Below are 17143 nucleotides of genomic sequence, written 5' to 3'. Positions count from 1 at the left end.
GGAGCGTTACGCTTGAGAGTTCAGATTTTTTACCGCGGCTGCGCCGCCGGGCAGAAAGTCTGAATCATTGTCCAGCCCCGGCAGTCGACCGCATGAACCCACCTGACGGAGAGCCCAGATGCCCCAGCCAGACGATCCGAAAACCAGGACCCCGGTTGAAATCGACGATACCGAGGACCGGATGGGCAGTGTGCGTGAGCTGGATTTCAGCGACCGCCAAGACGAGCGCGAAGGCCGCGCGGGGGACGAGCGCCCGGCCCAAGAAGTCGCCCAGGAATACCCACCAGAACGCGTGGCCGAAAGCGGCATGACCGGCGGCGAAGCCCTGAGCGACAGCCTCCATGAAGACAACGTCACCCTCGACGACCTGAGCCCGGACACGCTCTACGACCAGACCGGCGCCCGTGACCCGCACGAACCCGGTGCCGGCGGCCCGGCAGACAAGACCCTGCGCAGAGTGCAAGAGCACGAGATCGGTGGCGGCATTGGCCTGGACGAGGCCGAACTGGCCCGCTCCGCACCCCTGGATGGCGAGCCGTGGACCGACGAGGTTTCGCCTACCGATGAAGACGATGAAAGGAGCTGACCATGACCGAGCAACGTTGTGCCTGTAATCATTGTTCCTGCACCGTGGATGCCAATGCGATCCTGCAGGATGACAAAGCCTACTGCTGCGAAGCCTGCGCCACCGGTCACCGCAATGGCGAGCCATGCCGCATGGCCGATTGCAACTGTGCCGAGATGGTCCAGCCCAAAGAAACCAACGTGGATAACGCGCTGGACGAAACCTTCCCGGCCAGCGATCCGATCTCGCCTTGACCGTCGTGGGGGCCGCCAGGCGGCCCCCTTGCTCAGGCCGCCCGCCGCAACGCGTCGATCAGCTCAGCCTTGCGCATGGTCGAGCGCCCCGGGATGTGCTGCTTGCGCGCTCGGTCCATCAGTTCGGTCTTGGTCATGTCTTCCAACTGCTGCCCAGGCCGAGGCACGCCACGGCGCGTTGCCGCAGCGCGTTTGGCCGACGATTCACGGGACTTTTGCTTGGCCTGAGGGCTTTTCTTCTGGCCGGAGCCGCCCTTGCGCTCCCCACCGCCCGACTGTTTGTTGACCGTGGCCCAGGCGCGGGACTCGGCTTCGTCCTTGGACACGCCCTTGGCTTCGTAGCTTTCCTCGATGTGCTCGGCCTTGCGTTTCTGTTTGTCGGTGTATTTGTCTTTGTCTCCACGTGGCATGGCGGTTATCTCCCTGGTGTTGGAAATCGCTGTCGACTACTACGGCTGAACGCTCGCCAAGCCCCGTCGTTCCTCGGTTTCGACCGACGGTCAATGGGTTTGCCAGATCCCGTCATTGCGTTCGCAGTCGGCGCGTGCCTGGCCCAGGCTCGGTGTGTCGTAGTAGTAGGTGATCACTCGGGCGTCCTTGGGCAGGGCCGGGCGTGTCGAAGGTTGGTCGCGCCCGGCAGCGTTGGGGTTGGCCAGCGACTCTTGAGTCAGCGGCGCGATGCAACTACCGACGCTGCCATCGGCGCAGCGGGCGACGGAGCGCTTCTGGGTACTGAGCATGTCCTTGCTCTCGTTGCTGCACGACCAGGCGATGGCTTCGGCGGGCATGTTGCTGTAGCTGTAGCAGGTGTGCCGCTCCACAGGCTTTACCGCGTCGCTGGAGGAGCGGGTGAGCACGTCGCAGGCCTCGGCCAGCGCCTGGGTGCTGGCCAGGCTGGCGAGCATCAACAGCACAAAGGGAAAACGCATCGGACACCTCCCGGCCCGGGGGCCTTCGTCAGGTCTTGCGCAAGGCGGCCTTGCCACGTTGGCGCAGGGTCTTGGCGCGTTTTTCCAGCACCAGGTAGATGACCAACGCCAACAACAAGGGAATCAGGTAGTAAAGGGTGCGATAACCCAGCAGTGCGGCCACCAGGCTGCCTTGGCCGAGCTGGCCATGCAGCAGCGCGAGGAACACCGCCTCCAGCACACCGAGCCCGGCGGGAATGTGCGCGACCACCCCAGCCACGCAACTGATCAGCAGAATGCCAAGGATCGATGGGTAGAACAGGTCATGGGGTAGCAGCCAGTAAATCAGTGCCGCCATCAACGCCCAGTTGCTCATGCCCAAGGCCACCTGGCACAGCGCCAGGCGCAGGGAGGGCAGGGTCAGCTCGTGGCCACGCAGGCTCCAAGTGCGGCGTTTGGCGAAGCCGCAGGCCAGCAAGTAGCCCAGCGCCAGAGCCAGCAAGGCGATGCCGATCAGTTGTAGCCCGGTGGCGCCTACCGCCCAGTTTTCCGGGAGCTTGACCAGGCGCAGGGCGAACACGCTGCCAGCCAGCAGCATGTAGCCGACCCAGTTGGTCAGCAGGCCCAAGGTGAGGATTCGGGTAATGGTCGGTGTGTCCAGGCCCAGCCGGCTGTACAGCCGATAGCGCAGCGCCACGCCGCCGACCCAGGTAGTGAAATTGAGGTTAAAGGCGTAGCACACGAACGCCACCGGCAACACCTGGCGCGCCGGCAGGTGGTGCCCAGTGTAGGCGCGGCCCAGCAGGTCATAGCTGGCGAACGCCAGGTAGCTGGTGAACGCCAGCACCAGGCCCACGGCCAAAGTGCCGGGTTTGTAGGCCAACAGCGACTGACGCACTTCGTTCCAGTCCAGGTTGCGCGCAAGGCTGTAGAGCAGCACGGGTATCAGGACGACGAACAACAGGGTCAGCAGGCGCTTGCCCCAGGTGTGCCAGGCTTTGCGTTCCATCAGGTGTTGCCCTCGTGATAGGTGCCTGAAGCCTGCGCGCCCGGTGTCACCGATTGCAGTTTCTGGCGGTGGGCAGGGAACCAGCCGGCAATCTTCGGGAAACGCCGGATCACGTGGAAGCACAGGAAGATCAGCGGTGCCCGCCACCAATAGCCTCGCACCATGCGCTCCAACGTCACCGCCTTGCAGTGCTGATGGGCCAGTTCGTCAAGGTGCTGGTAAAGCCGCTGGTTGAAGGTGCGGTCGCGGATCAGCAGGTTCGCTTCCAAGTTGAACGACAGGCTCAGCGGATCGAGGTTGCTCGAACCCACCGTGGCCCACTGGTCGTCGACCAGCGCGACCTTGCCATGCAGCGGGCGCTGGCAGTACTCGTGGATCTTCACGCCGTCGCGCAGCAGGTAGTTGTACAGCAGGCGCGACAAGGCCCGGACCCAACGCATGTCAGGCTGACCCTGCAGGATCAGCCTGACCTCGACGCCACGCCGGGCGGCATTGCGCAGCTCGCGCATCAAGCGGTAACCGGGGAAGAAATAGGCATTGGCCACCACGATACGCTGACGCGCCAGACGAAAGCCTTCGAGGTAGTAGGCCTCGATGTCGTTGCGGTGGCGGCCATTGTCGCGCTCCACCAGCACGGCGCTGGCCGGACCGCAAGGGTCGGTGACAGGCCGTACCTGGCTCGGTGGTTCCAGCACCGGGGACAACAAACGACGACTCGACGCATGCACCTGGGCGACCACCGGGCCTGTGACCTCCACGGCGTAATCCTGCTTGGCCATGGGGCCGAAGTCGCCCAGGTGATCGGCGCTGTAGTTGATGCCGCCGATGAACGCCCGCTCACCGTCGATCACGACGATCTTGCGGTGCAGGCGGCGGAACAGGTTGGTGCGCATGCCCGCCAGGCGCGGCTGTGGGTCAAAGGCATGAAAGCGGACACCGGCTTCGGTCATCGCCGAGATGAAGGCGTCCGGCAGGTCGGCCGTGCCGTAGCCATCGGCGGCGATTTCCACGCGAACACCGCGCCGGGCGGCATCGATCAGTACTTGCTGAAGCCGTTGGCCGACCTTGTCGTCATAGATGATGAAGGTCTCCAGCAGGATCTCTTCCCGGGCCTGGGTCATGGCCTGGAACACCCGTTCGTAGTAGGCCTCGCCGTTGATCAGCAGCTCGACCTGGTTGCCATCCACCCAAGGCCGCTTCATAGGCTGATCTGCGCGGCGAGTGGGGCGTGGTCGGAGAGATGCGACCACGGGTATTTGGACAACACCTGGGCTTTGCTCGAGGTGGCGTTGCGCAAGTAGATGCGGTCCAGGCGCAGCAATGGCAGGCGCGCCGGGAAGCTGCGGGCGGGTGTACCGAACGCCTCCACCAGGCGCTGCGAGAGCAGCGCATCGGCCTTGCGCCGCCAGTCGTTGAAATCCCCGGCAACGATCACCGGGGCATCAGGCGGCAGGCTGTCGAGCAGCTCCAGCAGCAGGCGTACTTGGTTCTGCCGATGGGCCTCGCGCAGCCCCAGATGCACGCACACGGCATGCACCTCTTCGTGTCCGGGCACTTCCAGCTGGCAATGCAGCAGGCCGCGTTGTTCGTTGCCGGCAATGGAGACGTCGAGGTTGTGGTAGCGGGTAATGGGGAATTTGGACAACAACGCGTTGCCGTGGTCGCCATGGGGGTAAACCGCGTTGCGACCATAGGCGAACTGCGGCCACATGCTGTCGGCGAGGAATTCATATTGCGGTGTCACCGGCCAGGCGGGGTGTCGCTCGGCGTGGTGCTGATGACTGCCGTGGACTTCCTGGAGAAACACCAGGTCGGCACCGGTGGCGCGCACCGCCTCGCGCAGTTCGGGCAGGATGAAGCGCCGGTTGAACAGGGTAAAGCCTTTGTGCACGTTGATCGTCAGCACGTTCAGCTGGCGCACGGCAGTGACCTTGTCGATGATGCAGCGGGGAGCAGGCATGGTCTTGTTCACAGTTCGACCTCCGGTTCCACCCCGGGCTCGGTCACCAGCTCGCCGGCAAGGCCGAGCTTTTCCAGCAGCCGCCGGGCGTCGTAGGGGGCATGGACTTTCTGGTCATTGTCGAAATAGCAGTAGATGTCCCGCGAGGCTCGCTTGTGCGGCGCGCGCTGGACGATCAACTCGGCGTCATCGGGCTGGCCACCCTGGCTCCAGGCCAGGATGCGTGTCTTCCAGCGCCGCAAGGCTCGGGCGGTATAGCCGCTGCTGTAGAGCTCCACGTCCCCGTGCAGGCGCATGTAGACGAAATCGGCGGTGACATCCTCGGCATAGGGCCACTTGCCGGCGCTGTCGGCCACCACCAGCGCCACGTTGTGGGCGCGCAGCAATTCGACGAAACCTTCGCAGAGAAAACTCGGGTGACGGATCTCCACCGCGTGGCGCAGCGGTGCATTGCCGTCGATATCGGTGCCGCCGTTGTCGCGCAGGCGTTCGGCGCAGTGTTTGGCACAGGCACGGGCTGCGGCGCGATCGTGGGGCAACTGTTGGAAAAATTCGGCAAAACGTGCTTCGTCGTACTTCATGCTCGCAGGGAACTGCCAAAGCACCGGGCCGAGCTTGTCGCCCAGCAACAATGGGCCTGATGCGAAGAAGTTGGCCAGCGGCTCTTCGATCTCCTTGAGCCTGCGTACATGGGTGATGTAGCGCGGCGCCTTGACTGAAAAGACGAAGTCATCAGGTGTCTCGTCGCGCCAGTTGCAATAACGCTCGGGCGTTTGCAGGGCATAGAACGAGCCATTGATCTCGATGCTGTTGACCGCACGCGAGGCGAACGCCAGTTCGTCGTCCTGACGTAGGCCTTTGGGGTAGAAGTCCTTGCGCCATGGGCCATAGCGCCAGCCGGAAATACCGATACGGATATCGCTCACGGTGCCTTCCTTCGCTCAGGGTGGTTTTGCGCGACGTGTGCCGCATCACTCTTGATGTGCGACCGGCAAGCCCTGGCGAGGGTTCAGGATGTTTGACGAGTGGCGCACGCTAGCTCAGCAAAGGGTGCAGGGCGCGGAACCCTTCGGCTTCTTCGACCAGCCAGTCATGCACGGCGCGTGCGCCTGGCTGGCTCAGCCCGCCAGGCGGGTAATGGAGCATGTAGCGCTTGTGGTTGGCGATCGGCACGCCGAAGGGCACGATCAGTGCGCCCCGCTCCAGCTCGTCGTTGAGCAGGGTGCGCCGGGCAATGGCCACACCGACGCCGGCGATGGCGGCCTCGATGGTCAAGTGGTTGCGATTGAAGGTGTGTCCACGGCGCACATCCAGGCTGCCGGCGCCGATGCCTTCGAGGTAGAACTCCCATTCGGCATATTCCGAGCTGCCACGCCAGGCGGTGATGTCGTGCAGTAACGGGTAGTGCACAAGGTCTGCTGGGCCATGCAGCGGCGGGCGGCCACGCAGCAGGGCGGGGGAGCAGACCGGAAAGATCTGCTCGTCGAGCAGGGGTGTCGAGAGCATGCCGGGGTAGCTGCCATCGTTGAGGTCGATGGCCAGGTCGAAATCCTCTGGGTTCAGGGCTTGGTTGCTGTCCTCGGCCACCAGGCGCAATTCGATGTCCGGGTAGCGCTGCTGGAAGCGGGGCAGGCGAGGGGTGAGCCATTTGGCCAGGAACGAGGGGATCGAACGCAGGCGCAGGGTGCCGCGGATTTCGCCGGCGTCCAGGCGCAGCAGTTCGGCCTCGATGTTGCCATAGGCCTCGGCCACGGTCTGCGCCAGGCGCTGGCCTTCAGCGCTCAGCTCCACGCCCCGAGCCCGACGCAGGAACAACCGATAGCCCAGGCGCTCTTCCAGTTGGCGCATCTGCTGGCTCACCGCACCGGGGGTGATGTGCAACTCCTGCGCGCAGCGGGTGAACGACAGATGCCGTGCCGCGCAGGAGAACACATGCAGCCAGACGAACATCTGGCCATTGAGTTGTCGCTTCATCGTTTAGCCTTGCTAAAGCCTTGCTTAGGAACTTTCGTTGGTCATTACCCGACGGACGAGTCAGTATCACGCAATATCGCAGTCTCGTTCAATTTTCTCGGAGGGGCGGTCGACGGCTAAACGGCCCGTCACGCCCAGGTATTAGCATGGCTATCAGTGTTTTCGACCTCTTCAAAATTGGCATTGGCCCGTCCAGTTCCCACACCGTGGGCCCGATGCGCGCGGCGGCGACTTTCGCCCAGGCGCTTCGCGAACGGGGTGTGCTGACGCAGGTGACGCGGGTCGAGGTGCGGCTGTATGGCTCGCTGTCGGCGACGGGCGTCGGCCATGCCACCGACCGCGCCTGCTTGCTCGGACTGATGGGCCAATGGCCAGATCGCATCGATCCGCAGAGCATCGAGCCGCGCATCGCACAGGTGTTGCAGGAGCAGTGTCTGATACTCGATGGCAGCCATCCCGTAGCGTTCGAGTATGCCCGGGACCTGCTGCTGCTCGACGAGAGCCTGCCTTACCACCCTAATGCCATGAGTCTGGAGGCGTTCACCGAACAGGGCAGCCTGTTCTCCCAGACCTATTACTCCGTCGGCGGTGGCTTCATCGTCGAACAGGCCGAAATCGATGCGCCCCAAGGCGATACCGACCTGGTCAAATTGCCCTACGAATTCAACAGCGCGGCTGAGCTGCTGGCCCTGTGCAAGGCCCACCAACTCAGCGTTGGCCAGCTGATGATGGCCAACGAGTGTGCCTGGCGGCCTGAGGCCGAAGTCCGGGAGGGGCTGCTGAAGATCTGGGCAGCGATGGGCGAATGCGTGAACAACGGCCTGCGCAACGAAGGCATCCTGCCAGGCGGGCTGCAGGTCAAGCGCCGTGCGGCCAAGCTGCACCGCAGCCTGCAGGAGCTGGGCAAGCCGAATGTCATCGGCTCGACCTTGAGCGCCATGGAGTGGGTCAACCTGTATGCCCTGGCGGTCAATGAAGAAAACGCCGCAGGCGGGCGCATGGTCACCGCGCCCACCAACGGCGCGGCGGGGATCATTCCGGCGGTTCTGCACTACTACATGAAATTCAACCCAGGCGCCTGCGATGACGATGTGGTCGCGTTCCTGCTGGCGGCCGCGGCGGTGGGCATCCTGTGCAAGAAGAACGCGTCGATTTCCGGCGCGGAAGTCGGCTGCCAGGGCGAGGTCGGATCAGCCTGCTCCATGGCGGCAGCGGGCCTGGCCGAAGTGCTGGGCGCTACGCCCGCGCAACTGGAGAACGCCGCCGAAATCGCACTGGAGCACAACCTCGGGCTGACCTGCGACCCGGTCGGTGGCCTGGTCCAGGTACCGTGCATCGAGCGCAACGCCATTGCCGCAGTCAAGGCGATCAACGCGGTACAGATGGCCCTGCGTGGCGACGGCGAGCACTTCATCTCCCTGGACCGGGTGATCCGCACACTGCGTGACACCGGCGCTGACATGCATGCCAACTACAAGGAAACCTCCCGCGGCGGGCTGGCCGTGGCGTTTGTCGAGTGCTGAGGCAAACCCTGCATCCAGCTTTGTTCGCGGGTAAACCCGCCGCCACAGGGATTGCGCAAGTCTAGAAAGCGGCGCAATCCCGGTGAGCCTAGCTTTACCTGCGACCGTTCGCTCTCCCAGATACGGGCTTATTTGAGCAATACCCGGCGCTTGGTCAGCTCCCCGTCGTCCCCGCCCGGCCAGTGCAGCCCCACCAACACCTCGGTCTGGCTACCGTCCAACGAGGGCCGCACCTGAAGCATGGCGAAGTTCTTCGAGCCGGCCATGGCGTACCAGCGCTCGCAGACGATGTCCTTGACGCCGGGCATGCTGCCGCCTGCGCTGATAGCGAGCTTCAGCACGCCAGGGGCCGGCATGCGAGAGATGGCACTGGAGGTGACCTGGAACACCTTGGCAGCCGGATAGCGCTTGTGCAGCAAGCGGAACACCGCCGCGCAATGTACATCGCCGCTGAGGAACACCACCGGCTTTGCGCTGTTGCCCAAGGCCTCGAACACCGCATCCAGTAAGCGTTTGCGTTCGCCCTGGTTGCTTTCATGGTCCCATTCGTCCATGCAATCGTCCTTGAACGATCCGATGTCGGCGTAGTTGGTCACGGCGTTGCGCCAGTGCATGACCGGCACCGGTGACACCACGAACACTGCGTCTGCTTTTTGCACCGGTGCGCTCTTGAGCCAGGTGGCAAAGCGCGCCATCTGCTCGCTGCCAAGCAACTTGCAGGGGTCTTTGGCCTCGATGTCGTGATGGCCGCGCATGTCCAGCACATAGAACGCCGACTTGCCTTGCTCGAAGGCATAGTCCCACTGGCAGGCGTCGGGATTGTCCAAGTCGATCGGCGTGGGTGGGTTGTGGCTGTGCTCGTACTCGTAGTACACCCGGCAAGCGGCGCGCCACATGAGATCCACCAGCATTTGGTTGGTCGTGGTGTTGTTGCTGCGCTCGAACAGCAGCGAGATGCGCTTGCGCCGTTCGACTTTGGTCAGCGAGCCCCAGCCGTCCATGATTTCGTGATCGTCCCAGATCATGTACTGGGGCAGGCGTTCATAGATCTCCCGCTGGGCCGGCACGTTCCAGTAGACCCGGTAGAACCAGCGGTAAAGGTTGCATAGGTAGCGCTCGATGCCCGCCTTGTCGTAACCCTTGCCTTTGCCCTTGCTGTACGCCTGCAGCAGTTCGTCCTTGTTGTCCTTGAGCCATTCCCAGATATCCAGGAAGCCGTTCTTCTTGTTGGTGTCCACGTACACCTGGTCGCCACCGCCGATGACGAAGCTGGCGCGCTGGTCGGCCAGTTGCTGATGCATCAGCGGCCAGGCACCGGCACTGCCGTCGGCACTGATCGGGTCGTGGCAGCTATAGAACCCGAAGGTGAGGGTGTCGGACGCCTTCGGAGGGGTCACGAAGAAGCGGGGCCGATCGCCGCCGATCTCGGTGCGCCGACCGATCTTGCCGGCGTCGGTTTCGTCGCTGATCAGCGCGTAGTAATAGGTGGTGCCGGGATTGAGGCCAGTGACGTCGAAGACGCCGGTGACATCGGTGTCGAAGTTCAGCGTCTTGGCCTGCAGATAAACAGGCGTGACGCCTTGGTCTTTGAAATACCGAGGGACGGGCAACTCGCCCAGGCGGACCATGTCGCCGCGCATCGGCTCGGTGGTGACCGCCAGGTACCAAGTGCCTGGCCGGTACAGGCGTACCCACAGGCGGGTACTGCTGGGTGTGGTGGCGCCGATCAGGGCGGCGCTGGAAAGTTTGGGGTATTTGCTTTCGTTGGAGGTGGGGTCAAGCAGGGGCATGGATCCATCCTGGGTTCTCACGGTGTTACCGGCCAGTAAAGCCGAGTTTTGCCGTTTCGCTTGTTCCGGAACTGGCCGGTGTCATGCCAATGTTCAATGCCAGCCCCCTCACGTCATGGGCAAGCCCACAGATCGGGTGCAAGTCGCCCAGGCCTGCACCTGATCTGCGGGGCTCTAGAGGGCGGTCAACCCAGCACTTCCCGCAACCGGTACCACAGCATCCCCAGGGCCAGCAGCGGCGAGCGCAGGGCCTTGCCGCCGGGGAAGGTCAGGTGGGGCACGGCGCTGAACACATCAAGGCCCTGGCTGTGGCCCACGGCGATGGATTCGGCCAGCAGTTTGGCGGTCCAGTGGGTGACATTCAGGCCATGGCCGGAATATCCCTGGGCGTAGTAAACGTTGGGATGCTGGTTCAACCTGCCGACCTGGGGAAAGCGGTTGGCAGTGATGCCGATCATGCCGCCCCACTGGTAATCGATGCGCACCTCGCCCAGTTGCGGGAACACCTTGAGCACTTTGGGCCGCATGTAGGCCGCGATGTCCTTGGGATCGCGGCCGGAGTAGTGGCAGGCGCCGCCGAACAGCAGGCGGCGGTCGGCCGTGAGGCGGTAGTAGTCCAGGCCGACCTTCTGGTCGCACAGCGCCATGTTCTGCGGGATCAGCGCCTTGGCGACGTGCTCGGGCAGGGGTTCGGTGGCGACCACGTAACTGCCGGCCGGCAGCACCTTGCCGCTCAGGCGCGGTTCCAGCTCGTCCAGGTGCGCATTACAGCCGAGCACCAGGCTGTTGGCGCGTACCTTGCCGCGCGCGCAGTGCAGGGTCACGGTGGGGCCGTGCTCGATGCGCTGCACTGGGCTCTGCTCGAAAATGCGCACGCCCAGTTGCTCGGCCGCGCGGGCTTCGCCTTGGACCAGGTCAAGCGGATGCAGGTGACCCGAGCCCATGTCCACCAGGCCGCCGGCGTACTGGTCGCTGGCGACCACCTCGCGGATTCGCTCGGGGCCGACCAAGCGGGTTTCGTGGCGGTAGCCCAGCGCGGCCAGATCGTCTTGCTCGTCCTTGAAGGCGGCGAACTGCGCGGCGGTGTTGGCCAGTTCGCAGAAGCCCCAGCGTAGGTCGCACTCGATGCCGTAGCGGGCAATGCGATCGGCTACCAGCTCTACCGAATCGATGCCGGCCTGCTTGAGGTAGCGCACGCCATCCTGACCGACGAAGCGGGCGAAGCCGCCGACGTCATGGCCAATGCCGCGGATCAATTGCCCGCCGTTGCGCCCGCTGGCGCCCCAGCCGATGCGCCGGGCTTCGAGCAGGATCACCGAAAGGCCACGCTCGGCGAGCTCCAGCGCAGTGTTGACCCCCGTCAGGCCGCCGCCGACCACGCAGACATCTGCGCTCAGCTCGCCTTCGAGCGTGGGGTAGGGCGTCGAGCTGCGTGCGGTGGCAGCGTAGTAGGACGCGGTGTGTTGGGTAGTAGGCATGGCTCGTGCTCGGCTCAGCGGTTGGACTTGATCTTGCTCCAGGAGCGGGTCATGACGCGCATGATCTTGGGGCTCGGGGTGCTGGAGACATACAGCTTGTCCAGCACGTCCTGGGACGGATAGATCTCGGGGTTGTGGACCAGGGAGGCGTCCATGTAGGCCTTGGCGTCCGGGTTGGCGTTGGCGTAGCCGACGGTGGCGCTGACCTTGGCGATCACTTGCGGGTCGAGCAGGTAGTTGATGAAGGCCAGGGCCTGCTCGGGGTTGCTGCTGTCCTTGGGGATGGCCAGCAGGTCGAACCACAAGTTGCTGCCTTCTTTGGGAATGCTGTAGGCGATCTTCACGCCATTGTTCGCCTCCACCGCGCGACTGGCGGCCTGGAACACGTCGCCCGAGTAGCCGAAGGCCACGCAGACATCGCCGTTGGCCAGGTCCGAGACGTACTTGGAGGAATGGAAATAGGTGACATAAGGGCGCAGCTGCATCAGGCGCGCTTCGGCCTTGGCATAGTCGGCGGCGCTTTCGCTACGGGGATCCATGCCCAGGTAGTTGAGCACGGCTGGAAAGAGTTCGTCAGGCGAGTCCATGAAGGCCACGCCGCACTGCTTGAGCTTCTTGAGGTTCTCCGGCTCGAACAGCACCGCCCAGGAATCGACCTTGTCGATGCCCAGCACTGCCTTGACCTTCTCGACGTTGTAGCCGATGCCGTTGGTGCCCCACAGGTAGGGCACCGCGTAACGGTTGCCCGGGTCGTTCTGCTCCAGTTGCTTGAGCAACACGGGATCCAGGTGTTTCCAGTTCGGCAGTTTGTCGCGCTCCAGCGGCATGAAGGCGCCGGCCTGGGCCTGGCGCGCCAGGAAATGGTTGGAAGGCACGACCACATCGTAGCCGGTGCGTCCGGCCAGCAGCTTGCCTTCGAGGGTTTCGTTGGAATCGAACACGTCATAGACCACTTTGATGCCACTGCTGGCCTGGAAGTCGGCCAGGGTGGTGTCACCGATGTAGTCGGTCCAGTTGTATACGCTGACGCTCGGCTGGGCCTGGGCGGCGGCGCCGAACACCAGGGCGAATGCAGCGGGAATCAGGGTTTGCAAATGACGCATGTCGACACCTCGTTGGTCTTGTTCTTTGAATGCGGTGTAACAAAGGTTTCACTGCCCAAGGGCAGCACGTAGTCCCGTGGGCGCGGGGGCACCCGTGAATGCGATGGCACACACACCGGTGCCTTCGCAGGTGACCCCGTGCCCACGGACGTGACAGGAATCAGACGCTCAGCAGCAGGAACTCACGCTCCCAGGAGCTGATCACACGCTTGAAGTTCTCGTGCTCGGCGCGCTTGACCGCCACATAGCCCTGGACGAACTGACGTCCCAGGTATTCGTGCAGGGTCTGACAGTCTTCCATATGCTGCAGGGCGTCTTCGATGGTGATCGGCAGGCGTAGGTTGCGCCGCTCGTAGGCGCGGCCTTGCACCGGCGCGCTCGGCTCGATCTTCTCGACCATGCCCAGGTAGCCGCACAGCAAGCTCGCGGCGATCGCCAGGTACGGGTTGGCATCGGCACCCGGCAGGCGGTTTTCCACACGCATGGCCTCGGGGCTGGAGGTCGGTACGCGCAGGCCTGCGGTGCGGTTTTCCTCGCCCCACTCGACGTTCACCGGTGCCGAGGTGTCCGGCAGGAAGCGGCGGAACGAGTTGACGTTCGGCGCGAACATCGGCAGCACCTTGGGGATGTACTTCTGCAGGCCGCCGATGTGGTGCAGGAACAGCTCGCTCATGCTGCCGTCTTCATTGGCGAAGATCGGCTTGCCGGTGGCGATGTCGACCACGCTCTGGTGCAGGTGCATGGCGCTGCCCGGCTCGTCGGTGATCGGCTTGGCCATGAACGTGGCAGTGACGTTGTGCTTGAGCGCGGCCTCACGCATGGTGCGCTTGAACACGGTGATCTGGTCGGCCAGATCCAGTGCGTCGCCGTGACGGAAGTTGATTTCCATCTGCGCCGGGCCGTCTTCGTGGATCAACGTGTCCAGGTCCAGGCCCTGGATTTCGCACCAGTCGTAGACGTCTTCGAACAGTGGGTCGAATTCGTTGGCCGCGTCGATGGAGAACGACTGGCGGCCGCTTTCGGCACGCCCCGAACGCCCCAGTGGGACTTGCAGCGGCAGGTCCGGGTCTTCGCAGCGCTGAGTCAGGTAGAACTCCATTTCAGGTGCCACGATCGGCTGCCAGCCCTTGTCGGCGTACAGCTTCAGGACCTTTTTGAGCACGTTGCGCGGCGACAGCTCGATCGGGTTGCCGTGCTTGTCGAACGTGTCGTGAATGACGATAGCAGTCGGCTCGATGGCCCACGGAATCTGGTACACCGCCGAAGGGTCGGGGCGGCAAACCATGTCGATGTCGGCCGCATCGAGCAGGTCGTAGTAGATGTCGTCATCGACGTAGTCGCCAGTGACCGTCTGCAGCAGCACGCTCTCCGGCAGGCGCATACCGCGCTCGTGGAGGAACTTGGCAGTCGGCGCGATCTTGCCGCGGGCGATGCCGGTCAGGTCGCTGATCACACATTCGACTTCGGTGATCCGGTGTTCTTTCAGCCAGGTGGACAGCTGATCGAAGGGGGCGTTCATACAGACCTCTTGGTTGGGTTTTATGGGCGAGTCCGCGTTGGAATCTTCCCAGGCGACGCGCTGAGGACTATCTTGGTCGCAGCCCCCAGGGGTGATCTATCCATTTTCTTCGGCAACAAATGCACCAAAAGAGTGCATAAGGGACACGCGCGTGACAACGCCCAATGCCTTGCAGGTCCAGGCTTTCCACACCAACGATGTGACCGAACAGGTGCGCGCGACCCCTGGCTGGCAGCAGCAATACCGGCAAATGTCCCCAGGGCATTTCAACGGTCAGTTGCGCTGCCTGGGGCTCGATGGCGTGGAGGTCTACGAAGAACGCCTCAATACTCGAGTGGAGCAGTTCTTCCGCGCTCCGAGCGGGTCGCTGGCGTTCTGCTTCGACCGCAGCGAGAACAGCCTGTACCTGCTCAACGAGGACAGCCGCAACATCTGGATCACCCCCGAGAACTACCAAGAGGTGGCCGTGGTGTTCGACCAGGCGTTCATGGCCCGTCACGGCCTGGATGTGAAACGCCTCGACGGGCTGTTCATGGTGCCGCTGGGCAGCGGCCAGAACGCGCTGTTCGGCAGTTGGCTGAGCGCCACCCTCACGCGACTGGCCGATGCCGACAGCCCGCTCGAAGGCCAGGCTTTGGCCGAGCAACTGCTCGAAGACTGTCTGTTCATCCTCGACAATGCCTGCCAGCGCCTGCAAGGCGACGCCTTGGGCAGACGCGACGAGGAGCGGGCGATCATGCGCCGGGTCAGCGAATGGGCCGCCGACTGCCCGGAAGAAACCCTCAATCTGATGGAACTGGCCCAAGTGGCCGGGGTTTCCCTGCGCCAGTTACAGCAGGCCTTCAAGGCCTTCACCGACATGCCGCCGGGGCAGTGGCTGCGCCTGCGCAGGCTCAATGGCGCGCGGCGCGACCTGCTGCGTCATGGGGCCGGGGGTGTCACCGTGGCCGAGGTGGCCATGCGCTGGTCATTCTGGCACCTGGGGCGGTTTTCCGAGAGTTATCGGCAGCTGTTTCAGGAGCTGCCGAGCGAAACCCTCAAGCGCGGGCGCGGGTAGTTTCGGGCGTCAGTCACCGTTCTTTGCCGTGGCAGGTGTCTGCAAGCGGCGGGTTTGCTCTTCGATGAAGGTCAGCAATGCCGTGACGTCTGTGTCGCCCAGGCGCAGGTTGGGCATCGCCAGGCTTTTGTATTGTGCGTACAGCAGCAGGGCCAGCGGGTCTTTTTCGGCCAGCATCCCGGGGGAGGGTGCCCCAATCCCGGTGCGATTCGCGGCTGTCGTGACGTGAACAAGGTGCAAGGCAGTCGGGCTTGAAAAATTGTCTACGCTAGAGCCAATCGCGCGATCGAAACGCGGTCGAGGCACAAGGAGCCGTGGCAATGAAGGGCTGGACCCTCTGCAAATCGTTGGTGCTGGGAATCTTGCTGTCGCTTTCGATGTTCTGTCACGCCGCCAGCGATGATACAGCCGTAGCGGTGGAAGGGGTCTTGGCGTCTCCCGCTGAGCTGAAGGTCGCCAATCGCACGCTCGTGGTGTTCCGCGCCACGTTGCTGGGGGAGACACCGGCGGCGCGCGTGAAGCGGGCGCAAGGTGTAATCGACGAGGCCTTGCAAGAGCCGGCCGAGTTGCAGGTCAGTATCGAGCCCATTTTGCACAGTTACCTGGTGCTATTGGGCAATCGCCGGGCGTTCATCGTCGCGCCCCTGGATGTGGCCCAGGATGGTGGGTCGGTGCGTGAGACCGCCGAACAGGCTGCGCAGACCTTGCGCCTGGTGGTCGAGGAAACCGGGCAGGCACGCAGCCTGGACTACCTGCTCAAGGCCGCGGGCTTTTCGGCACTGGCCACCATTCTCTACCTGGCGCTGGTCAAAGGCACCCGTGGTGCGCGGCGCAAGTTGCTGGGCCTGCTGCCGCCGTTAATGGGCAAGCATTCCCAAGTGTTGCGGGTGGGGCACGTGCCGTTGTTCGACCTGCAAAACCTCTACTACCTGGTGGATCGCTTGCTCTGGTTGCTGTACTGGCTGCTGTTGCTGCTGTTCAGCTACCAATGGATGAGCTTTGTGCTCTCGCGGTTTCCCTACACCCGACCTTGGGGCGAAAGCCTCAACGTGTACCTGTGGAACTTGGTCGAACACCTGCTCGGTGGAGTGCTCGACGCGATCCCTGGCATCGCGGTGGCGATCTCGATTTTCTTCATCGCCCGTGGTATCAGCGGCTTCACCAAGCGTGTGCTGGAGCGCATGTCGCGTCCCGGCACCTTGCGCTGGCTGACCGCCGAGACGCTCAAACCCACCACACGCCTGGCGTCACTGGGAATCTGGTTGTTCGCTCTGGTCATGGCCTACCCGTATCTACCAGGGTCCGACACCGATGCGTTCAAAGGCCTGTCGGTGCTGCTCGGGCTGATGATCTCGCTGGGAGCCACCAGCGTTATCGGGCAAGGCATGGCGGGCTTGATCCTTACGTACACTCGCACGCTGCGGGCAGGCGAGTTCGTGCGCATCGCCGATCACGAGGGCACGGTGATGGAAGTCGGCATGTTCACCACCACCATTCGCACCGGCCTTGGGGAGGTGCTGACCTTGCCCAACTCGATGATCACAGGCGCGGTGACCAAGAACTACTCACGCATCGTCCAGGGCCAAGGCTATGTGGTCGACACCGTGGTCACGATCGGCTACGACACACCTTGGCGCCAGGTCCACGCCATGTTGATCGAGGCGGCGCGGCGTACGCCGGGTATTGTCGAGCAGCCCAGCCCGCAGGTGTTCCAGACGGCGCTGAGCGACTTCTATCCCGAGTATCGCCTGGTCGCCCAGGCGATCCCCAGCGAGCCCAGGCCCCGGGCTGAACTGCTGAGCATGCTGCACGCCAACATCCAGGACGTGTTCAACGAGTACGGTGTACAGATCATGTCGCCGCACTACCTGGCGGACCCAGACCAGGCCAAGTTCGTCCCCCCGGAGCGCTGGCATGCCGCGCCGGCGGCGCCCAGGCTGGATGAATAAATCAGCAACGCGTATTGCCTTCACACACCTCATCGCACGCATGAGTAAGGACGC

The 17143-nt window shown here is 63.6% G+C and carries 16 protein-coding genes and 1 pseudogene; 5 read left to right on the top strand and 12 right to left on the bottom strand.

The window, feature by feature from the left end:
• The first annotated feature begins 118 nt into the window (after positions 1–118).
• Both DQ397_RS12730 and DQ397_RS12725 read left to right on the top strand, forming a co-directional pair.
• Positions 119–586, top strand: coding sequence for a hypothetical protein (locus tag DQ397_RS12730; RefSeq protein ID WP_043210599.1), 468 nt, complete (start codon positions 119–121; stop codon positions 584–586).
• A 2-nt stretch (positions 587–588) separates the two neighbouring features.
• Positions 589–819: a metallothionein gene (locus DQ397_RS12725; RefSeq protein ID WP_043210595.1), complete on the top strand. Its 231-nt coding sequence runs from the start codon at positions 589–591 to the stop codon at positions 817–819.
• Positions 820–851: 32 nt separating this feature from the next.
• On the opposite strand, the gene DQ397_RS12720 is transcribed toward DQ397_RS12725, so the two are convergent.
• From DQ397_RS12720 to DQ397_RS12690, 7 genes are all read right to left on the bottom strand, one after another.
• Positions 852–1229 carry a Rho termination factor N-terminal domain-containing protein gene (locus tag DQ397_RS12720; protein WP_043210592.1) on the bottom strand — a complete coding sequence of 126 codons (378 nt, stop codon included), beginning with the start codon at positions 1227–1229 and terminating at the stop codon, positions 852–854.
• Between the two features lie 90 nt (positions 1230–1319).
• Entirely contained in the window at positions 1320–1748 is a 429-nt protein-coding gene (locus DQ397_RS12715; protein WP_043210590.1) for a hypothetical protein, read from the bottom strand.
• Positions 1749–1776: 28 nt separating this feature from the next.
• Positions 1777–2736, bottom strand: coding sequence for a lysylphosphatidylglycerol synthase domain-containing protein (locus DQ397_RS12710; protein WP_043210588.1), 960 nt, complete (start codon positions 2734–2736; stop codon positions 1777–1779).
• Positions 2736–3938: a cardiolipin synthase ClsB gene (clsB, locus tag DQ397_RS12705; protein WP_043210587.1), complete on the bottom strand. Its 1203-nt coding sequence runs from the start codon at positions 3936–3938 to the stop codon at positions 2736–2738. The genes DQ397_RS12710 and clsB overlap by 1 nt, the downstream gene beginning before the upstream one ends.
• Complete coding sequence (locus DQ397_RS12700) at positions 3935–4708, bottom strand: endonuclease/exonuclease/phosphatase family protein (protein ID WP_043210585.1); 774 nt, start codon at positions 4706–4708, stop codon at positions 3935–3937. The genes clsB and DQ397_RS12700 overlap by 4 nt, the downstream gene beginning before the upstream one ends.
• The gene (locus DQ397_RS12695) at positions 4705–5622 is read right to left on the bottom strand and encodes a DUF72 domain-containing protein (RefSeq protein WP_043210583.1); all 918 of its coding nucleotides are present in this window, start codon (positions 5620–5622) and stop codon (positions 4705–4707) included. Before DQ397_RS12695 ends, DQ397_RS12700 begins: the two co-directional genes overlap by 4 nt.
• A gap of 109 nt (positions 5623–5731) precedes the next feature.
• Entirely contained in the window at positions 5732–6670 is a 939-nt protein-coding gene (locus DQ397_RS12690) for a LysR substrate-binding domain-containing protein (protein WP_043210581.1), read from the bottom strand.
• Positions 6671–6816: 146 nt separating this feature from the next.
• Between DQ397_RS12690 and DQ397_RS12685 the strand changes: the two genes are divergently transcribed.
• Positions 6817–8193 (top strand): L-serine ammonia-lyase, encoded by a 1377-nt coding sequence (locus DQ397_RS12685; protein WP_043210579.1) that lies wholly within the window; start codon positions 6817–6819, stop codon positions 8191–8193.
• A gap of 128 nt (positions 8194–8321) precedes the next feature.
• Here DQ397_RS12685 and DQ397_RS12680 read toward each other — a convergent pair whose 3' ends face one another.
• The 4 genes from DQ397_RS12680 to DQ397_RS12665 form a co-directional block, all read right to left on the bottom strand.
• Complete coding sequence (locus DQ397_RS12680; RefSeq protein ID WP_043210577.1) at positions 8322–9983, bottom strand: alkaline phosphatase D family protein; 1662 nt, start codon at positions 9981–9983, stop codon at positions 8322–8324.
• Between the two features lie 185 nt (positions 9984–10168).
• A complete protein-coding gene (locus tag DQ397_RS12675) occupies positions 10169–11461 on the bottom strand; it encodes an FAD-binding oxidoreductase (RefSeq protein WP_043210576.1) in 1293 nt (430 codons plus the stop codon).
• A 14-nt stretch (positions 11462–11475) separates the two neighbouring features.
• Positions 11476–12564 carry a polyamine ABC transporter substrate-binding protein gene (locus tag DQ397_RS12670; RefSeq protein ID WP_043210574.1) on the bottom strand — a complete coding sequence of 363 codons (1089 nt, stop codon included), beginning with the start codon at positions 12562–12564 and terminating at the stop codon, positions 11476–11478.
• A 160-nt stretch (positions 12565–12724) separates the two neighbouring features.
• Positions 12725–14083, bottom strand: a complete 1359-nt coding sequence (locus tag DQ397_RS12665; protein ID WP_043210572.1) for a glutamine synthetase family protein — start codon at positions 14081–14083, stop codon at positions 12725–12727.
• A 151-nt stretch (positions 14084–14234) separates the two neighbouring features.
• Here DQ397_RS12665 and DQ397_RS12660 point away from each other — a divergent pair, with 151 nt between their 5' ends.
• Positions 14235–15140, top strand: a complete 906-nt coding sequence (locus DQ397_RS12660) for a helix-turn-helix domain-containing protein (protein ID WP_043210571.1) — start codon at positions 14235–14237, stop codon at positions 15138–15140.
• Between the two features lie 9 nt (positions 15141–15149).
• On the opposite strand, the pseudogene DQ397_RS12655 reads toward DQ397_RS12660, so the two are convergent.
• Positions 15150–15317 (bottom strand): annotated as a pseudogene (locus tag DQ397_RS12655) (electron transporter SenC); the annotation flags it as partial.
• 143 nt (positions 15318–15460) lie between these two features.
• Between DQ397_RS12655 and DQ397_RS12650 the strand changes: the two are divergent.
• Positions 15461–17089, top strand: coding sequence for a mechanosensitive ion channel family protein (locus DQ397_RS12650; RefSeq protein WP_080642096.1), 1629 nt, complete (start codon positions 15461–15463; stop codon positions 17087–17089).
• The last annotated feature ends 54 nt before the right edge of the window (positions 17090–17143 follow it).

The sequence above is a fragment of the Pseudomonas sp. CK-NBRI-02 genome, from assembly GCF_008124495.1.
In the GTDB taxonomy this organism is placed as follows: Bacteria; Pseudomonadota; Gammaproteobacteria; order Pseudomonadales; family Pseudomonadaceae; genus Aquipseudomonas; species Aquipseudomonas guariconensis.
The sequence above is the reverse complement of the archived record's forward strand: the minus strand, read 5'-3'. Positions and strand labels throughout refer to the sequence as shown.

Bases quoted from the DNA above. Each gene is read 5' to 3' on its own strand.
- DQ397_RS12685 (WP_043210579.1), top strand. From the start codon at position 6,817: ATGGCTATCAGTGTTTTCGACCTCTTCAAAATTGGCATTGGCCCGTCC.
- DQ397_RS12725 (WP_043210595.1), top strand. From the start codon at position 589: ATGACCGAGCAACGTTGTGCCTGTAATCATTGTTCCTGCACCGTGGAT.
- DQ397_RS12720 (WP_043210592.1), bottom strand. From the start codon at position 1,229: ATGCCACGTGGAGACAAAGACAAATACACCGACAAACAGAAACGCAAG.
- DQ397_RS12670 (WP_043210574.1), bottom strand. From the start codon at position 12,564: ATGCGTCATTTGCAAACCCTGATTCCCGCTGCATTCGCCCTGGTGTTC.
- DQ397_RS12730 (WP_043210599.1), top strand. From the start codon at position 119: ATGCCCCAGCCAGACGATCCGAAAACCAGGACCCCGGTTGAAATCGAC.
- DQ397_RS12665 (WP_043210572.1), bottom strand. From the start codon at position 14,083: ATGAACGCCCCCTTCGATCAGCTGTCCACCTGGCTGAAAGAACACCGG.
- clsB (WP_043210587.1), bottom strand. From the start codon at position 3,938: ATGAAGCGGCCTTGGGTGGATGGCAACCAGGTCGAGCTGCTGATCAAC.
- DQ397_RS12715 (WP_043210590.1), bottom strand. From the start codon at position 1,748: ATGCGTTTTCCCTTTGTGCTGTTGATGCTCGCCAGCCTGGCCAGCACC.
- DQ397_RS12710 (WP_043210588.1), bottom strand. From the start codon at position 2,736: ATGGAACGCAAAGCCTGGCACACCTGGGGCAAGCGCCTGCTGACCCTG.
- DQ397_RS12650 (WP_080642096.1), top strand. From the start codon at position 15,461: ATGAAGGGCTGGACCCTCTGCAAATCGTTGGTGCTGGGAATCTTGCTG.
- DQ397_RS12680 (WP_043210577.1), bottom strand. From the start codon at position 9,983: ATGCCCCTGCTTGACCCCACCTCCAACGAAAGCAAATACCCCAAACTT.
- DQ397_RS12675 (WP_043210576.1), bottom strand. From the start codon at position 11,461: ATGCCTACTACCCAACACACCGCGTCCTACTACGCTGCCACCGCACGC.
- DQ397_RS12690 (WP_043210581.1), bottom strand. From the start codon at position 6,670: ATGAAGCGACAACTCAATGGCCAGATGTTCGTCTGGCTGCATGTGTTC.